The sequence below is a fragment of the Methanosarcina barkeri 3 genome (genome assembly GCF_000970305.1).
GTDB lineage: Archaea > Halobacteriota > Methanosarcinia > Methanosarcinales > Methanosarcinaceae > Methanosarcina > Methanosarcina barkeri_A.
The window spans coordinates 622,312-640,946 of sequence record NZ_CP009517.1 but is presented as its reverse complement, the minus strand read 5'-3'; the positions used below and the strand labels follow the sequence as shown (position 1 = coordinate 640,946).

Genomic DNA, 18,635 nt, shown 5'->3' with positions numbered 1-18,635 from the left:
AAGGAGAGTTGTTACTAGTCGTAAAATCACCTTTGCTCAGATTTTTTTCAGGCAATTTGTTTTCTGAAAATGTTGCAGGAATTAATCTTAATATCAAGCAACTTTTCAATATTCATCTTTGCAGCAATACCTTTTGCAGCACCTGGTACTGAAGTTACTACTCCAATATCAAGTTCTTCACGCAGCTCTCGCATAACATGCTCGTCTACGAGGTCCATCTTGTCGACCCCGAGTTTCTTTGCCACGTATTCTTTTGCCTCGCCTATGCGCATATTCTTTGAGAACTCCATCCTTGCAACAAGGTCTCCTGCAGCCCTTATTCCAGTCATACCTGAAGCCATTATGTGGGAAATCGGCATACCCAATGGGTCGCCGACCCCGATCTATATGCCGTCTACGCCTGCAATTTCTACCATTGCCTTGCTTGCTCTGGTAACCGCATCAATAGGAGGAGTCTCGAGCATAGGAATTCCGCCAACGCCCATGCCCATGTCAACGTGACAGGGAATTGGAGACGCCTCGACAGCTGCCTTCATGAAGGTAACTGCACGAGCAAGGTTCCAGGCTGAGCTTTTGCTGGTATTGGTGTTGCATACTGGCCCGAAAACGTTTGCTCCTGCCTTTGCAATAAGTGGAGCCTGTTCATGAGGCCACAAACCTGCGAGCCGTACTCCATCATATTCCAGTTCTCCGTGCATACCCAGTACCATCTCGCCAGCCATTCCGGCTTCGATATACATATCAGGAAACTCGTTTCTAAGTGCCTGAATTGCATACAGTGTGCCGTACATATCTCCGTCGCCTGCTGCACCGGTTGTATCAAAGTTAACTCCATCTGCACCGGAGGCAAAAAGCTTCTGCATAACCCAGATAGTGTCTCTAGTAAGGTGTTCGGCAGCATGTTCCATTGATTCTTTTGCCTTATCGATCTTGAATAGTTTCATAAGGTCGCCGGGATTCTCAAATGGTCCATCAGGGGTATAATACAGTCCCATATTTGGCATTGCGCCGTAAAACAATGGGATGATCATGTTCTGCTGGCAGACTTCCATTGCCTGGCACTCGTTTGATACGACAGGTTTTACAGGCTTAAAACTGTAATCAATGTGTCCGAGTTCCATTGTGTCGGCACCGAAAGCACGCTCGTGAGTCATGCAGCCAACCAGGCGGCTGGAAGGAATACCGACACCACTGTTACCCTGGTCACCGTCAAGCCTTATAGTGCCGATGTCGTGCGTTACGGGAATCTCCATGCCCTGCTCGACACTTACAGCCTTGCCTGGCATCATAAGAATTTCTGCAAGCTTGTCAATTTCATCGGCGCTGAGGGCAGAGATCTCACCAAGGTCGGCAGCATTAGCAGTTCCGGCCTCGATCTCAGCCATGATTTTCTCTTTGGTAAGGAAGACACGTTTTCCGTCTCCCATTCTCAAAGCGTATTCAGTTGCCATTTTTATCCTCTTTCAAATGAATTTAGTTTAGACTAACCGAGTTTATCGAGAGTTGAAGTTCAAAGTAGCAGTTCTTTTGCTTTTGCCACAGCTTCGCTTGCATTTTCGGCGTAGCAATCGGCACCTATTTTGTCAGCCCAGGCCTGAGTTGCAGGGGCTCCGCCTACCATAATTTTTACTTTATCCCTTAGTCCTTCTTCTTTGAGGAGCTCAATTACGTCCTTCTGTCCCTGAAGGGTTGTCGTCATAAGAGCGGAAATTCCAATTATGTCAGCATTGACTTCCTTTGCCTTTTCGATGAAGCTCCTCGTAGGCACATCCCTACCAAGATCATATACCTCAAAACCAGAAGACTGGAGCATTGTTGATACTATTGACTTGCCAATGTCGTGGACGTCGCCCTCAACTGTCCCGTTTACGATAACACCAATTTTCTTTCCCTGTGTGCCTGCTGGTAAATCTTCTTCAAGAAGTTTTACCCCGGCAGTCATTGCATCGGCTGCCATCATTACATGAGGCAGGAAAAGTTTTCCTCTTTCAAAAAGAATTCCTACCTGGTTCATGCCTGCAGAAAGGCCTTTTTCTATGATTTCTTCAGGAGGGAGCTTTAACTTCGCTTTTCCTACCGTTTCGATTACTTTTTCCTTTTTACAGGAGATTACCGCATCAGCAATCTCGAAGAGTAACGCTTCTGTATCTGCCATTTTTTTCTGTCCCTTTTTTTCTGTCCCTTTTTTTCTGTCCCTTTTTTTTCTGTCCCTTACTTATCAAAGAGTGACTGACGATTGTTTTCATATTTAATAGGAAGGCGGTAAGTTATTTCCTATTAATAATATATATAATTTTCTAAAAGTATATAATAAAGTATAAAAAATATAAATACGAGAATAAAATAAAAAATAAAGTGAATAGTAAAACTTGTCAAGAATATTTTTTAATTTTTAAAAATACTAAAATTGGAAATAGTTTGATACTAAATATTTTCGTAAAATTTTACGGTTTGTAGACCTAAGTTAGTATCTCTCAGTAATATTATCTTTTCAGAGATCAAATATATATTTAATTATCTAATAGGAATATTAATAGGTAAGGGAAGAAAACAGTTTACTGTCCTTAAGATAAAGGGACCTGGAGATTCTTTCTTGAAGAAAATAGAATACGCTATTTTTCTATCTAATAAATTAATTGAAAAATCTCTGGTTACCTCATTAAGAGTTAATGCATTTAGGAAATAACATATTGTTAAACATATTTGCCAAACCGTAAATTAAAGAATTAATCATCTAAAGAGTTATATTGGGGGAAGGAAGTATGGAAGTTAAAAGTAGAAAACACACGAAAAAGATGCATACAAAACCAAAAAGCATCTGGGAAGGCTTTTTTAAGGATAAGACACACGGAGGACATAGATATTCGTCTGAAGAGTTTCTTGCTATGGAAGCAAGAGAAAAATTATTCCACCTAGATGGAGGCAAAACGCTGCTTGATTTCGGGTGTGGCTCGGCAGAACTCCTGACTTACTATGCCCCTGAATATGAACAGCTTTTAGGAGTAGACTTTTCCCCATCCATGCTTGGAGAAGCAAGTAAAAGGATCAGTGAAAGAAAATATAATAATATCGACCTTATACTTGCGGACCATGAGACTCTTTGGGAGAACCTGGACTCAGACTTTGATCGAATAACTGCAGCTGGCGTAGTCCAGTACTTAACCTTTGAAGAAATTGATGACTTTCTTGCTAAGGCATCAGAGTATCTCAGTACGGACGGTAAAATAGTATTTTTTGACATACTGGACCCACGATTATACCCATTATGGAAACTAGGAGTGTTTACACCGAATGCTGGACTTTTAAAAGCCTTATACAGGATAGGTTGCGATTTTCAGACTTCAGTCACAGCAACCTTAAAAAATCGTCCAAGAGATATTTCCGGTTTTACCCACAACCCTTACAAAATTCAGAAAATTGCAAACAAAAATGATTTTGAGATGTGTTATGTACAATCAATGTACTACGAATATAAATATCATGCAATAATGTTTCGAACTTAAGCGGGAATGCATTGTGAACTAAATCTTGCTCAATAGCAGGCCAATTCTATCTAATATTTTCTAACTATATCTAACGGAATGGCTGTGATCAGATCATCTAATAGTATCTAACTATCATATCTAACTATCATATCTAACTATGTTGTGACCAGACCAGTACTATCTGCTATCAGACCAGTAAGTCCTCAATCCCTGCCTCTCTTACAATCTTTATCGCCTTAACCTCTTCTTCCGGAGTCAAGAGGCGTCCAATTTCCGGATATTCCATAGCCCGGTAACATGGCCTGTACTGAAACATCAAGTTGAACCTGGTCTGTGGGATATGTTTTGCAACCCATTCGGCAATTGGCCTTGTACAGCATTCCAGGTGGCCTGGAAGGACAAGGTGGCGAAGGAGAACTTCTGCGGTTTTATAGGCAAATTCAAAATTTGGCTGTACGATTTCCAGGTAATTTTTTATTTTTGAATATTTCCGGGCACATGCATTATTTCCGTACTTAAAATCTCCCAGGTAAACATCCACAACTCCTTCAAGGAGCTCTGCAACTTCAGGGGAATGATACATATTTGAGTTCCAGATCACAGGCGTATTTACAGAGATTTCCCGCACTATCTTTAGCACAGTATGCGTATGTGGAGTAGGGGTAACGAAATTCACGTTTCTGGCCCCATGCATTCTCCGAAGGTCGATCAGTTTTGCAAGCTTCCTGGACTCAATTCGGGTTCCGGCTTCAGGACTAGTTGAGAGATCCCAGTTCTGGCAGTAAACGCAGGCAAAAGCACAACCTGTAAGAAAGATCGTGTGAGAGGGTACAAGCTCAGGTTCCTCTCCCATGTGCAGAAACTCAGAAGCGTAATTGGAAGTATCAGCTAGCCTGCAGAAGCCTTTTTCACCGGCTTTCCGGTCAACCTCACAACGCCACCCACAACACTGGCAATTAGACAGCATTCTGTCTGCAATCTCAACTTTAATGTCAAGAAGAGAGGGACTGGCTTTCGGAAGTGCCAGGAAGCTTCTTGTAAAAAGTGCCAGCCTGTCATTCGCATCTTTATAGTTGAGGGCTTTTGCGGCTTCTAGTTCAAGGTGTTCTTTAAGTTTTCGATACTCTACGATCTCATTGCTATGAATTTTCCTGAGTTCTTCAAGCGGCATGCCCGGATCAAACTGGACCGGAATCCTTTCGGATATTTTAAAAAGGGCAGGCATTTCATCTCTGTGCACCTTAAAGTAACGTTTCAGGTACTTCGGGGCTGCCATACTGGAATATTATTCCGCATGGGTTAAAGGCTTATTGTCTATTTCTTCCGAGTCTTAACTCTAATATATATTTCTGATACTTAGTTCTGGTTTCCTGTTCTGATTCTCAGTTCTAATCCCTGATTTTGATTTCTTGTTTCGATTTTCAGTTCTAATTCTTAGTTCTAATTCTCAGTTAAGATTTATGATCCTTGATTCTCTCAGTTAAGATTTATGATCCTTGATTCCTAATTTCGAATTTTTCTGGTTTCTCAGCTTTGAGTTAATAGGTATTATATATATTTTAGAAACTATACGAGTTTTTCAGGCTTGTCGCAGGCAAGGTTATAAGAAGAAAAAGGTTTTTAACACATTTTAGCTGCTATCTTCAAGCAATCCTTAAAATTTACATGAGCAGGTTGAGAACAAAAATGGAATGGATCTTCCTTTTTATCGCAGGTCTTTTTGAGGCAGCCTGGGCAATCGGGCTGAAGTATACTGAAGGTTTTACAAAGCTTTATCCAAGCATCCTTACCATCTTATGCATGTTTCTTAGCTTCTATTTCCTTTCCCAGGCCCTGAAAACTCTGCCAATAGGGACCAGTTATGCAGTCTGGACCGGAATAGGGATTATCGGCACAACTATTCTCGGTGTCCTTCTCTTTAATGAACCCATGGACTTTGCCAGGGCTTTCTGTATAATTCTGATATTCTCAGGGATAATCGGGCTTAGAATAGTTTCTTCATAATAAGTTGCAGTCTGCATAATACATTACAGAGGTCCTGTTCTTTTTCAGGATCTTTCCTATACTCCTTGAAGGCAGCCCTTTTCTGCAGTGGGGAGCCAAAAATTAAAAACCTGCAAGACAATTTATTATGGGATTAAACCTGAGAGTTATTTCATTTTAGATTTTATCTTACCTTTTGATCAGGTAGTCAAAAGTTAGCTTTAAAGGTGACCTCAGGAGGTTTTTGGGGGAATATTCTGGTTACGCTTGACAGCATGACAATTAGTCTCTGGGACTTGATGTCCCTTTTATTTGTACTCCTGTTTCTCTATGCAATAATTTATCCGCAATCTCAGATAAAACAAATCCGATTGCGGCGCATGGCAAAATTGAAAGCTCTGGAAAAAAGCCACGGCTGCAAAGTACTTACTATGATTCACAGGCGAGAGGCAATCTCTCTTTTCGGGCTGCCTGCCTACCAGTACATAGATGAGGAAGATGCCGAACAGATCCTGCGCTGGATAAGAAAATACAAAGATTATCCGCTTGAGTTGATCCTGCATACTCCTGGCGGGCAGCTCCATTCCAGTATCCAGATTGCACGCGCCCTGCGGCGGCACCCGAAAAATACGAAAGTTATTATTCCGTACTATTCGATGTCAGGAGGCACAATTATAGCTCTTGCAGCAAATGAAATCGTGATGGACAAAGATGCGGTTATCGGACCGATCGATCCCCAGGTAGGAGATCTCCTGCGCGGGACTTATCCAGCTCCTTCCTGGATTTATGCCGCAGAAACTAAAAAAGAAAAAGCCGACGATACAACTCTTGTTATTAGCGATATCTCAAGAAAAGCCCTCAGACTCACACGAAATGTCGCAAAAGAACTTCTTGAAGGCAAAATCCAGCCAGGTCCCACCGGAGAAAGCAGGCTCGATGAAGTGGTTGAAAAACTGGTCAGCGGAGAAATGATCCACAGTGCTCCTCTCTCAGCTGGCGAGGCAAAAGAAATCGGGCTTGCCGTCAGTACGGATTTTCCGGAGGACGTGCACGAGTTTATGAAGCTTTTCAAGCCTGTAAAAAAGAGTGTGGAATACGCTGAGTAAAAAATGGAATGAAATTAGCTTGAGACGTGAAGTTAGAGAAGTTTAGGACTTGGAAAGAAGTTTATAATCTGTTAAAATTTATACGTTATCATTTATAATATTTGTTTAACCTGTTATTTCTCTAAAACTTTTGTTCAGGCTCCTGTGAGTTTTATTCAAACTCCTGCTTTCCTCACTCTTGCATCCTCTTCACTCAGCCCTGTCCAGATAACCTTATACTTCAGATAGTCAAGCACAGGATAGTAGAGGCTGCGGTCAAGCCCGAAACCTTCAAAGACCTTTGCTGCATCAGCATAAGTTTCTACTGCCCCTGGTTCTTCAAGTTCCAGATCGATTTTCTCAAGCAGCTTCCTGTGAATTAAGTAGTTCTCGAGGAGAACGTAACCTCGATATTTCTCCAGATCTTCGACTTTTCCGAATTCTTTGGCTTTTCCGAATTCTTTGGCTTTTCCTGACTCTCTGAGTTCTTTTAACTCTCTTGCTTTTCCTAAATCTCCTGCCCGTTCTGATTTTCCGGATTTTTCTAATTCCCCAGCTTTCTCCAGTACTCCAGCCTTTGCAAGCCTGTCTGCAACCACTTTCTTTAAGGCATCCGGCATAACTCCTTTTCCGGTTGCGATTTCTTCAAGGTTTATCAGTTCTCCTGAAATAGGGAATTCCATATCCTCCAGTCTTAACCGGTCTTCTGAAAGCTTTTTTTCCTCGTACTTCCTGAGTATCTGCATGACTTCATTTGCCGGGATTTTTTTGTCAAAGAAGATAACTTCCTGCGAAGGGAAATCCTTTTCAGAACACTTGAGTTTCCTGTCAATCAGGAGAATCACAGGTTCCTTTACCTGCTTGAGTTTCTCAATCTTATTTTCAAGATATTCGGGGGTCCAGAATCCCACTATTTCCAGATATACCCTCATTCCATCTCTCTGAAGGGAGAAATCCGGGACAAAAGCGTATTTTCCGGCTTTAAGAATCGTTGGCTCCCTTTTAATCTTCCAGCTTCCCAAACTGAGGCTGCCAAATATCTTTTCAAGCGTGCTGTCATAGACCTCTTCTTCGGCGTCGATTTCCTTAATTTCGACGTCTTTTCCGGCTTCTTTTCCGGTTTCTTTTTCGGCTTCATATATTCCTTTTTCTTCTTTAATTTGAATCCCCGTAGAAGTAGTCTCAGGGTACATGGCTGCTTCAGAAGTAATTTTGAAAAACTTTTCCGAGTCGTCAAGGGTAAAATCCAGGACACGCTTCCCCTGGTAACCTTTGTGAAGAATGCCTGATTTGAGCCTCCAGCCTTTTGATTTTAACAGGGCAGGAAAGATTTTTGCAAAGGAGTTCCCATAGCGTTCCGATATCCGAAAAAGAGAAGCGGGCCCATCAAGATGCAGGTGGACGGCTTTTAGTTCGTCAAATTTTTCTTTGATTTTTCCTTCTTTGGTTTTTCCTTCTTTATTTTTTCCTTCTTTATTTTTTCCTTCACTTTCTTCTTTTCCTTCTTTATCCCTATAGCTTTCTCTATCGATTTTTCCTCTTTCCTCTTCAGTATCTTCAAGGGAGTACATAAGCCCGGAACGAAGAATTTTCCAGAGGATTTTCTGAAAATCGCCTTTTATCCAGATGTCGAGGTCAACTGCTTTAAAGAGCAGAGTCTGAGTTAGGGAAATATTGTACTGTTTCAGGAGTTCTGCCGGAGAAAAGGGTACGAAACTTTTGACGATCTGGTTTTCCTCAAGGTCCGCCCAGAGTGCCTTTTCAAGTTCCTTTACCGAAATTGAAAGCTTTTTTGCAGCTTTTTGCAGAGCTTCTTTTTTCTCGACAGGAGAAAGGGCCATGCCACCGCAGGCTTCAAAAACCGTTTCCCTTGCCAGAGAAGGGTCAACGGCTGCATCCGTTTCTATAACGGTGCGTCTTCCAAGCAGCTGGGAAAGCCCCCTGATAAAGCGGTAATTCATTTCCTCGTAACCATCAAGTTCAGCCAGAAGATCCCCATAGGTTTTTCCGATATGCTGCTCGAAAGTTTCTATCAAAAGCCTTGAAAGTTCCAGGTTTTCGGGATCAAAAGCTGCGTATACAGGCTTTATTTTCCCTCCGGAAATGCGGGTTACAAGAAGGTCAGAAGTGAGCAGGTGAGCCGCCTCCGAAGCTTTTTTCTTTATTTATCCGGCTTTCGTGTCCTTCTTCGTTGCTTATTTGGTCTCTTTTTCCTTGTTCTTTAGTTATTTGGCCTTCCTTTCCTGGCTCATTTCTAATTTGGTTTTCCTTTTTTGATTCTTTTTTCATCTGTTTTTCCTTTTCTGATTCTTTCTTCATCTGTTTTTTCTGCACTGGACTTCCAGAGCCTTTTCGGCTTGAAACAGCTTCTTTTCTTCTTCTGGCAGTTCCGGCTTCTGTCGTTTCTTCAGTTATAATTTCGTAGAGTATGGCTTCTTTTCCTTCTTTCTTTCTGAGAATCCTTCCAAGGCGCTGGACATATGCTAATTTGCTCCCTGTGCCGCTTGCTATAATCCCTACATTTGCCTCAGGAACGTCAATTCCCTCGTCAAGCACCTTTGAAGTGACCACAGCTCTGTATTTTCCTTCCCTGAACTTCTCAAGGATGGAATTCCTTTCTTTTGCAGGCGTCCTGTAGGTAATTGCAGGAATGAGAAATTCCCTGGAAATCCGGTGGACAAGCCGGTTATGTTCTGTAAAAATGAAGATCCTGTCTTCCCGATGTGCTTTAAGGATCTCGTTAAGTTTTTCAAGTTTTGAGTCGGTATTGAAAGCAAGTTCTCTGGCTGTGTTTCTTGCAAGAAGGGCTTTTCTGGCTTCAGGATCTCTTCCACTTCTCATGACCAGTTTCTGAAAATCCCCTGGACCCTGAAGGACTATTCCGGTTTTGCGGAGATAATCTGTATAAACCGAATAAAATTTGTCGTATTCTTTCCTTTCCTCATCCGTAAGTGCAACAGCTATCCGTTTGATCATGTAAGGGGCAAGGTGGCTGCCTGCAAGTTCCGATACGTGTTTTTCGTATACTTTTCCCCCTACAAGCCTGCTAAGCTCCGAGTGTAACTCATCTTCCCGTTCGTAAGTGGCTGTTAGCCCAAGCCTGTAAGGCGCTGCGGAAAACTCGGCAATGCTCCTGTATCCGGCTGCAGGCAGATGATGTACTTCGTCAAAAACAAGGAGGCCGAATCTGTTCCCAAGAGTTTCGGCATGAATATAAGCAGAGTCATATGTGGAAACGGTTATCGGAAGAATTTTCTTCTCCCCACCCCCAAGTTTTCCTATTTCCGTTAAAAAAGCTTCTTCAAGCTGTTTTTTCCATTGTTCAAGCAGGTCAAGCGTCGGGACAACCACAAGGGCAGGAGTGTTGCAGCCTGCAATTGCCCTTATTCCAACAAGAGTTTTTCCGCTCCCTGTTGGCAGGACAAGCACTCCCCATCTATTGTTTTCTCCCCAGGTTACAAGAGCCTCGGCCTGGTAATCCCTTAACTTAAGTTTCTTTCCGGAAGTTTCATAAGCTGTTGCTAAATCCGGACATGGAAGAAGGTCAAGAACTTCGTCTTTAAATTGAACCTTAGAATTTTTCAGATAATTTATTATATCTCTGTAATAAAGAGCAAGAGCCCTGAAACTTCCGCTTCTTTCATCCCAGACTGCACTGGGAACTCTCACATTACCTTCTATAAGAAGTGTTCCCTGCTTGAAACTGATTTTGATCATTGTTTATTAAAAGTCTGGACATTATATATAATAATTGAGTTATCGGTCACCCGAGTTCCATAACCCGAGTTCCGTCTCGGGAGGACGGTTCCGTTTCGCTTCGCTCAAGCGGATTAATTTATGAATAAATAAGTTTCACTTCCCGAGTTCCGTAACCCGAGTTCCGTCTCGGGAGGACGGGGCCCTTTTCGCTCACTTCGTTAGCTCAAGAGGGCTGAATTACCCGAGTTCCGTCTCGGGAGGACGGGGCCCTTTTCGCTCACTTCGTTAGCTCAAGAGGGCTGAATTATAAACAAGATGACTATCGGAGTCAATCCAGTTGAATTATGATATGAAAAGCTAAATCTTCAACTGGCTTGGGGAAATCTGATTTACCCGAACTTCTTTTTGGGTCCTTAAAAGGTTTGATTGAAAAAAACTGGCAATGTTTGAATTTGAGAGCTTTGTCCCTAAACCCTATCCGGCGAGAGTAAACGACGCAATGATTTACACAATCCTTAAAAACCTGGCCAAAATTTTTTGCCAAAATTTCTTTATGCATAGATTTTAAGTCCGTGGCTTCAGGGTTCTCTAATTCTAAGGTGGAAAACTCGTTTTAAGGAATAAGATTCGGAAAATGGGAAATCCGATAAATAAGGCTGAAGAAGGAAAGATAACTTCGCTTGAGGCAAATACCTGATTTCTTTTTTTCTTTTGTTCAGGTTATTTATAGTTTTATTCCAATATAAACATTAAAAAATTTATCTTTATCGTTAACTGGGGGACTATTAAATGATACATCTATGGGAGTATGATACTCGCAAACTTGACGTAATAATGCCAGAGATGATGGTCGAACTTGAAAGAATAGGGAATGAAGGCTGGGAACTGGTTTTAATCAGGAACGATATCAATGAAGAAGGCAAAGTGACTGCTATTTTCAAGCGAAAAAAAGAGAGCGAGACTATAGCTTTATAACTCTATTTTTAACTTTTTTTATCTTTTACTTGTTTATTGATAAGATTAAAGCAATTTTGAGTAGATTAAAGCAATTGTCCTATCGTTTTTTTTTAATTTTTTTCAGTCTACCAGTTCTGTAAAGTCTATTTTTTATTTTTTTGCTGCATATTTGGAAAAAGAAACACAGGTGAATGCATTAACTTCAGCATGGATTTTCTTTCAGGCCGGAAATCTTTTAATAATTTATAAAAAAGATATGCGTTCTCATCTGAGTATTTCTGGAAGTTCCGAACGGCACTTATTAGGTCTTGTTCAGGAAGAGGTTTGGTGTTAGACTCACGGGTTGCGAGTTTCTTATCTCTTCACTTTTAGAGTAGATTTTTCGGAGTAGGCGTTGAAGTATTTCTTGTGGAATAGGTCTTGCTATGTGGTCTTATAGATGAGAACGCAAATTATACTATGCTCTCATCCTATATAATATCTTTAACAAGTAATATTATCCTAACTCTATTTTGTTGATATAGAGATTTAATGTTTCTTTATTGGTTTAACATTATAGCATTAAGCTACGGTACCCTATGTAACTGGATGTAAATGTTACATCTGATTACCGTAAGGTAAACAAAGAAAAAGGTCAAACTATTCTAGAGACCATTATAAAAGGCATTATAAAAGGCTAATTTATCCGAAAAAGGACTCTGTCATCTCTAAACGGAACTCAGGTAAATAGATTCGAATCCTGAAAATTCTTTGTAACTAGTAAGATACACTAAAAATGGGCAACTAATACCGACTTTGGGCATAGAGATCTGTCAATTAAAGCTCTTAATATCGGTTAATTAGGCTTTTAATATCGATTTACAGTGCCTGGATAGTTACAACTTTTTTAAAAATGAGGTGGCGTTCTCATCCGAAAAAACCTGGGAGTTCCGAATGGTATTCAAGAGACTCACTTTGTTGTAGTTGGGGAAGAGGTATTGAGGTACTTGACTCATGCGTTGCGAGTTTCTCTTTTTATCCCTTTTATAGTGGAGTAATGTTCTGGAGTAGGTGCTTTTTGCTAGTGGGGTGTTAAAGGGATGAGAACGCAATTTATAATACGTAGTCATTGTATATAATATTTTTAACAGTTAATCTTATTTGATTTTCTTTTTTTTGTGTATCAAGATAACCTCAGCTTATTAATATAGTGATTATTTCATTGGGTTAATGATTGTATTATTGCGCAAATTACACCAGGAAACGGATCAAAAAAGAGTCGTAAAAGCCGTGATAGTTCTTCAAATAAGCTTTTTATATTTTACCAGCACGGGCTCAGAAAACATGTAGATACTTCCTTCCCATAATTGAAATTTAGCGCTATATAGATTGCAGACATTGCTGAGAAACTGACAATGTTTAGAGTGATTTGGGAAAATTAAGAAGAATCCGAAAAGTGTAAAAGGTCTGAAAAACGTAATCTTTCACGGGAACATAACCAAATTTCCCGAAAACAAAAACAGTAAGCGATTGAATGCAGTTTAATAAAGTGTACAGGTAACCCACTATTTCGCTTAATTTTGAAGTTATTCAATATTTTCGTAATCGTTCTTCAATCTAAACGGAGTTGAAGTTTACTCAACAATTAACTTTTTGTTGCCTGTTCTTGTATAATTTATGAACTTACATAGATCTTTAATCTGTTGAATGGTTTCAGATATGATAAAGCCAATCTTAAAGTCATAATGTATGTGTTCGCAGTTTAATTTTGTATATCATCAGTATAAGTCTTAATAATCACAATGTTATTAGAAACCCAGTCTGTGAAGTATGCTCACTCCTGAACGATCCCATCTTTCAACCTAATTACCCTGTCTGCGTATTCGGCATGCCATTCTTCGTGGGTAACCATTACAATTGTCTGTCCTTTTTCCTGATTGAACTTCCCGAAAAGGTCAAGAACTTCCTTTGAGGTCTCGGAGTCAAGGTTGGCACAGGGCTCGTCTGCAAAAAGGACTTCTGGGGAATGGGCAAGAGCCCGTGCAATTGAAACTCTCTGCTGCTGGCCTCCGCTCATTTTAGAAGGGAGTTGTTGAAGGCGGTCGCCAAGGCCAACTGCGGCAAGAATTTCTGCAGCTGCGGATTCGCATTCGGTTTTACTTTTGCCCTGCATCATAAGGGAGATATAGACATTTTCCATGGCATTGAGCTCGGGAAGTAAAGCATAGTCCTGAAAAACATAGCCCAGGTTATGCAGCCTGAATTTGCCCTTTTCGCTGTCGGACAGTCTGGAGGTATCCGAACCGTCTATAATGACCTTTCCCGAATTTGGGGTATCAAGCAGGCCAAGCTGGTTTAAAAGTGTGGTTTTGCCTGAACCGCTCGGACCCATGATTGCAATGAATTCTCCACGCCGGATTCTTACGTTTACTCTGCGCAGGGCCCGAACCTCTACCTCTCCCATCTTGAAAGTGCGTGTGATATCTATACCTTCGATAATAGCGTCTGTAATAGTATCATCTGTCGATTTTCGGATTATATCCATACTTTTTACTGTATTCTCTGTCTGTTTTCGGATTTCATCCATACTTTTTACTGCATCTTCAGTCTGCTTTCGGATTTTTTCCATAGTTTCACCCTTTATTTATCCCATTCATTTGCCCCAGATCAGGTCAAGAAGATCTTTCTGAGCCAGTTTGTACGCAGGAATTACCGAGCCTACTACAGAAGAAAGGAACAGGAGGACTGCCCGATTTAAGGCCTCTGCATTGTCCAGCCTGAGGCTCATAGAGCCAAGCGGGACTTCCACAGGGTGGGAAACAGTATAAGGTACAAGTCCGAAACGCACAAACACGTAGCCAAGTATAACACCCGCACCTGCGTAAAGCATGGCCTGGAGCACAAAGGATGCAATTATCACATTTTGTTCTATCCCTATTGCTTTCTGAACCCCGATCTGTCTTTTTTTATTCACGATATTTACGTAAATAACCACAAAGATGATCACAAAAGCAATTAGCAGGCCGATTGCGTTCATAATATTCCGGACCAGCCCAAGCGTGTTTTCGATCAGTCGGAGGATACCTGCAAATTCATGCCAGGTACGGATATTCTCACCAATGCCAAGAGAGAGGAGTGCAGTCCTAGTATCGTACTCAGGCGTGCCGTCTGCGGTTTTAACGGCTATTTCCTGGGCAAAGTCTCTGCCCTCAATCCCCATCAGTTCTTCAAGATCAGCCTTTGTAAGATAGGCTGAGGCATCAGCCATGAAGAAACGCGTTGAGTAGATTCCCTTTACCCTGAACTCTCGGGTTACGCCTCCGATTGTAAGTTCAACGGTGTCTCCTACTTCCACACCTCCTAAAGACTTAGATTCCATAAGGGCTCCGAAACCTCCTGAGACCTCCCTGCCCAAAATTATCTCTCCTCTATCAGGCCTGCTCAGAAAATCCCCACTTATTATAGCATCTTCAAGGCCTGTTACGAAGATCTCGTCCGCAGGATCTATCCCATAAACCGTAGCTCCCATTTCTTTCTGTTTATAGCGGAAGTTTCCAGTCGTTTTCAGGCGAGCCGAGGTTCCTATTACCTGCGGAAGACTTTCTATCTTCTTCTGGAGGGCTGATGCGTCCCCTATATAGCGTTCTTCTTCCTTTGGTTCGACTACGACGTTTCCGGTCTGAAAATTCACCATAAGTTCATTGAACTTGAGCGTAATCCCAGCCAGCATGCTTGAGAAAAGCACAAGCTGTATAAAGATCAGAGTCAGGACAAAAACTGTAAAGATTGTAATCCCTTTATTGCCCCTTGTTATGGAGCGGCTGGCAAGGAAGAAGGAAACTCTCGCTTTTTCAAGCATAATAGGCCATCCTTTCTGGTTAATTCTTTTTTAGGGCTTATTTTCGAAATTATTAATTCCAGGATTCTTGTTTTCGAAATTATTAGTTCCAAGATATACCAGGACTCTTGTTTTCGAAATTATTAGTTCCAAGATATACCAGGACTCTTGTTTTCGAAATTATTAGTTCCAAGATATACCAGGACTCTTGTTTTCGAAATTATTAGTTCCAGGACTCTTGTTCTCGGAATTTTAGAGCTTACCTTTCTTTTTCATATAAAGGGTCACAGATGCAAGGACCAGGACTGCTCCGAGCACAATTGGAGGAATGCTTCCTTCCTGGTTTTTCACATTAAAAGTCAGGTTCTCGCTAACCTGGTGCTCACCAAAATCATCCTCATACTCCACCAGCAGGGTCACGTTCTGATCACCGGTTTTTCCAGGAGTGAATGTAAATACTGCAGGAGCATCATCGTCTTTATCCAGACGCCCGAGAAAAGCATTCGTGCTTCCACTGCCCTTAAGTCCCTCAAGCCTGGCTTTGACCGAACGAGCTTCACCTTCTCCAACATTTTCGAGCCTTAAAGTCAGGGATACCTGCTGTCCTTTCACAGGTATCTCCGGATCAAATTTCAGGCTTGAAATATCAATTTGCGCCCGATTAAGCACGTTAATTCCAATTTCCTGGATCTTGTCTATCTGGAAAGTCTCAGTATTATTCGAGGCTGTTATCCGCAATGGAATCCTGTAAGGCTTCACATCGGCATTGCTGCCCAGAAGAAGTTTGAACGAGAGGTTTTTAGAACTGCCTGCACTCAGATTCTCAAAAAAACAGACATTGTCCTCTAGTGGAATTAAAGGTGACGAATTGTTGAGGTTAAGAATTACCCTTACATTTTTTGCGTTCCCGTTTCCTGCATTCTTAACTGATGTCCTCAGGTAAAACTCCTGTCCAGGAACTATGGCTTCTGAAGAGGAATTATCCTCACTTACAGAAAGAATCTCACTGCCGCCAAGCACAAGATCCGGGTTTCCTTCTACCCTAACAGGAATTCTTCTGGAAAAACTTGTTCCGCTTTTGTCTTTGATAGTAAACTCAGTCTGATAGACTCCGGACTCAGTCTCAGGGTCTACCCTCAAATAGAAGCTCAGTTCTACCTTGGAACGCTGCCTTATCTGTTCAATCCGAAAATTTCTTTCCGTGTTTGTTCCGGAACCATAAATTTCTGACGTGCTATATTTAAAAACGAAAGGATGAATTTCCTCAATCCCTACTATCACGTTCTCTGCAGGCTCATCTCCGGCATTCTGTATATTAACTTTTATGAGCAGATCTTCCCCAGGCCTGGCAGGATTAGGGTTGATTTCCGAGACATCGACTACAAGATGGGTGTTTCCTGACACTACAACTGCAGAAGCCGGGCCTGTCAGAAAGATAGTTATCATCAATAAGGTAACTAAAAAATAAAGAGACAATGTGGAGCATTTATCTGCTAGTATTCTAATTACGGACCCTGGATTTCCAGGCATATAATTTACTGATCTTTGATTTCCCAGGATTTTATCTACCGAATTTCGGTCTCCTGGCATTTCGTCTACCAATATCCGATCTTTCGACATTTTACCTACCTGTCTTCGATTTACGAGCATTCGACCTATTAACTTACACTTCTTTTTCCTTGTACAGGAAAGCTTTTCTTGATAAGCATGATTCATATGTAACAGTCCTCATGCCTGGTTTATAACGATTACACTTTATTTGCAACCTGTAATCTGTTGTATTTCAAGCCTTTTCAAAAAAGGCTTGAGCGAAAACGACGAGTTAACATTTGGATTTGAGAACCTTATCCCCAAACCCTATCCGGCGTGATAAACCGGCGCAACGGTTTCAGCAAACCTTTTCAAAAAACTGCTTGACCGCAAGCCTTTTCAAAAAAGGCTTGAGCGAAAAACACTGCTAATCTAAAACGGTATGACGGAGTGATCACAACCCTTTTGAAAAAAGGCTTAACTGCAACCCTTTTGAAAAAAGGCTTGACCGAAAATCCCTGATGACGTTTGGATTTGGAAATCTTATCCCCTAACCCTATAGGCGTGATAAACCGGCGTAACGGTTTCGGGTCAACGGTTTCGGGTCAACGGTTGATTGAAAAAAAATCTGTGTTTCAGCAAGGTTTTTCCAGCCGGATTATTTTGGTATCTCTCCCGAATTCGAGGCTTCAGCCTTAAGTTTCTCAAAATACTGCTTGGTCTCGATAGTAACAACTTTTCGCAGAGCCAGCAGAGCAATAAGGTTTGGAATAGCCATGAGCCCGTTTACGATGTCAGCAAGTACCCAGATAACATCGAGGGTCATGAAGGCACCTGAGGCAACAATTAGAATGTAAAGAATTTTGTAAGGAAGAATTCCTTTTACACCGAAGAGGAATTCCGTACAGCGTTCACCATAGTAATTCCACCCAAGAATTGTTGTAAAGGCAAACAAAATGAGCCCGACTGTTACTATGTAATTTCCGAACTCCGCAAGTACGGTGGAAAAAGCATAGCTTGTCATATAGGCACCTGCAAGGTCACCTGTCCAGGAGTCTGTGACGATCAGGATGATTCCTGTCATGAAACAGATGATAATAGTATCAAAGAAAGTTCCTGTCATGGAAATAAGCCCTTGCCTGGCCGGCTCTTTTACCTTTGCAGCTGCAGCGGCTATCGGAGCACTTCCCAGGCCGGACTCGTTTGAGAAAATTCCTCGTGCAATTCCCATTCTGGCTGCAAGCATTACTCCTGCTCCAAGAAAACCGCCCTTTGCGGCAGTTTCTGTGAATGCAGCGTTTACTATCAAATTGAGAGTTTCAGGTATCTTCTCAAAATTTAACCCAATAATTATCAGGCATCCCGATACATAGCTTATTGCCATAAAAGGCACTAGAAGCTGGGCAACGCCTGCAATTCTCCTGATTCCGCCAAGTGTTACAAACGCTACAAGCAGACTTATCACAAAAGCGCTCAGAGTTTCATGGATATTAAAGGCAATCCTTGCAGAATCAACAATGGAATTTACCTGCGGAAAAGTCCCTATCCCGAAGAGAGCTACGTTCATCCCAAAAAAAGCAAAAGCTGCAGCAAGAGTTTGGCTATACTTCCTCTGCCCAAGCCCGTTTTTTATATAATACATGGGCCCTCCTGACATCTGCCCTTTTGAATCAGTCACTCTGTATTTGACTGCAAGTAGGGACTCGGAGTACATGGTTGCCATCCCGAAAAAACCTGCAAGAAGCATCCAGAAAAGAGCGCCTGGACCTCCTGTTTTTATTGCAGTTGCAACCCCAACTATATTTCCAGTTCCAACAGTTGAGGACAGTGCAGTACTCAGTGCCCCAAAACTCGAAATGTCCCCCTGTACTCCAATTTCGGTTTTTCTAGAGTTAAGCACATACCTGAGTGCAAGAGGCAACCTGAAGACCTGAACCATCCCGAGTTTCCAGGTCAGGAAAATCCCGGTTCCCACAAGTAAAACCAGAAGCGGCGGTCCCCAGATTAGCTGATCTACCCATGTGAAGATCTCAAGTACGTTAACACCCGACAGTTCCGTTCAAGCCAGCCCCCAGAAAG

Annotated in this window: 12 protein-coding genes and 1 pseudogene; 4 read left to right on the top strand and 9 right to left on the bottom strand. The window is 41.7% G+C overall.

Features of this window, described 5'->3' with window-relative positions:
* Positions 1 to 47 precede the first annotated feature (47 nt).
* Together mtbB and mtbC are read right to left on the bottom strand one after the other, a co-directional pair.
* Positions 48 to 1,451: pseudogene (gene mtbB, locus MSBR3_RS02675) on the bottom strand ([dimethylamine--corrinoid protein] Co-methyltransferase).
* A gap of 59 nt (positions 1,452 to 1,510) precedes the next feature.
* Entirely contained in the window at positions 1,511 to 2,155 is a 645-nt protein-coding gene (gene mtbC, locus MSBR3_RS02670; RefSeq protein WP_048106279.1) for a dimethylamine corrinoid protein MtbC, read from the bottom strand.
* A gap of 607 nt (positions 2,156 to 2,762) precedes the next feature.
* On the opposite strand from mtbC, the gene MSBR3_RS02665 reads away from it, so the two are divergent.
* Positions 2,763 to 3,503 (top strand): class I SAM-dependent methyltransferase, encoded by a 741-nt coding sequence (locus MSBR3_RS02665; RefSeq protein WP_080942173.1) that lies wholly within the window; start codon positions 2,763 to 2,765, stop codon positions 3,501 to 3,503.
* 169 nt (positions 3,504 to 3,672) lie between these two features.
* On the opposite strand, the gene MSBR3_RS02660 is transcribed toward MSBR3_RS02665, so the two are convergent.
* Entirely contained in the window at positions 3,673 to 4,761 is a 1,089-nt protein-coding gene (locus MSBR3_RS02660) for a radical SAM protein (protein ID WP_048106277.1), read from the bottom strand.
* A gap of 410 nt (positions 4,762 to 5,171) precedes the next feature.
* Between MSBR3_RS02660 and MSBR3_RS02655 the strand changes: the two genes are divergently transcribed.
* Together MSBR3_RS02655 and MSBR3_RS02650 are read left to right on the top strand one after the other, a co-directional pair.
* A complete protein-coding gene (locus tag MSBR3_RS02655) occupies positions 5,172 to 5,489 on the top strand; it encodes a DMT family transporter (RefSeq protein ID WP_048106276.1) in 318 nt (105 codons plus the stop codon).
* Positions 5,490 to 5,695: 206 nt separating this feature from the next.
* Positions 5,696 to 6,574, top strand: coding sequence for an SDH family Clp fold serine proteinase (locus MSBR3_RS02650; RefSeq protein WP_230627719.1), 879 nt, complete (start codon positions 5,696 to 5,698; stop codon positions 6,572 to 6,574).
* Between the two features lie 155 nt (positions 6,575 to 6,729).
* Here MSBR3_RS02650 and MSBR3_RS02645 read toward each other — a convergent pair whose 3' ends face one another.
* Complete coding sequence (locus tag MSBR3_RS02645) at positions 6,730 to 8,688, bottom strand: DUF790 family protein (RefSeq protein WP_048106274.1); 1,959 nt, start codon at positions 8,686 to 8,688, stop codon at positions 6,730 to 6,732.
* Complete coding sequence (locus tag MSBR3_RS02640; RefSeq protein ID WP_230627717.1) at positions 8,675 to 10,270, bottom strand: DEAD/DEAH box helicase; 1,596 nt, start codon at positions 10,268 to 10,270, stop codon at positions 8,675 to 8,677. Before MSBR3_RS02640 ends, MSBR3_RS02645 begins: the two co-directional genes overlap by 14 nt.
* 771 nt (positions 10,271 to 11,041) lie before the next feature.
* Here MSBR3_RS02640 and MSBR3_RS02630 point away from each other — a divergent pair.
* Positions 11,042 to 11,227 (top strand): hypothetical protein, encoded by a 186-nt coding sequence (locus MSBR3_RS02630; RefSeq protein ID WP_048106270.1) that lies wholly within the window; start codon positions 11,042 to 11,044, stop codon positions 11,225 to 11,227.
* A 1,795-nt stretch (positions 11,228 to 13,022) separates the two neighbouring features.
* Here the strand turns inward: MSBR3_RS02630 and MSBR3_RS02625 are convergent.
* From MSBR3_RS02625 to MSBR3_RS02610, 4 genes are all read right to left on the bottom strand, one after another.
* On the bottom strand, positions 13,023 to 13,652 hold the full coding sequence (locus MSBR3_RS02625; protein ID WP_196297040.1) for an ABC transporter ATP-binding protein: 630 nt from the start codon (positions 13,650 to 13,652) through the stop codon (positions 13,023 to 13,025).
* A 189-nt stretch (positions 13,653 to 13,841) separates the two neighbouring features.
* On the bottom strand, positions 13,842 to 15,047 hold the full coding sequence (locus tag MSBR3_RS02620; RefSeq protein WP_048106266.1) for an ABC transporter permease: 1,206 nt from the start codon (positions 15,045 to 15,047) through the stop codon (positions 13,842 to 13,844).
* A gap of 231 nt (positions 15,048 to 15,278) precedes the next feature.
* Positions 15,279 to 16,742, bottom strand: coding sequence for a COG1361 S-layer family protein (locus MSBR3_RS02615; protein ID WP_230627715.1), 1,464 nt, complete (start codon positions 16,740 to 16,742; stop codon positions 15,279 to 15,281).
* Positions 16,743 to 17,214: 472 nt separating this feature from the next.
* Positions 17,215 to 18,609, bottom strand: a complete 1,395-nt coding sequence (locus tag MSBR3_RS02610) for an alanine/glycine:cation symporter family protein (protein WP_048106264.1) — start codon at positions 18,607 to 18,609, stop codon at positions 17,215 to 17,217.
* Between the last annotated feature and the right edge of the window lie 26 nt (positions 18,610 to 18,635).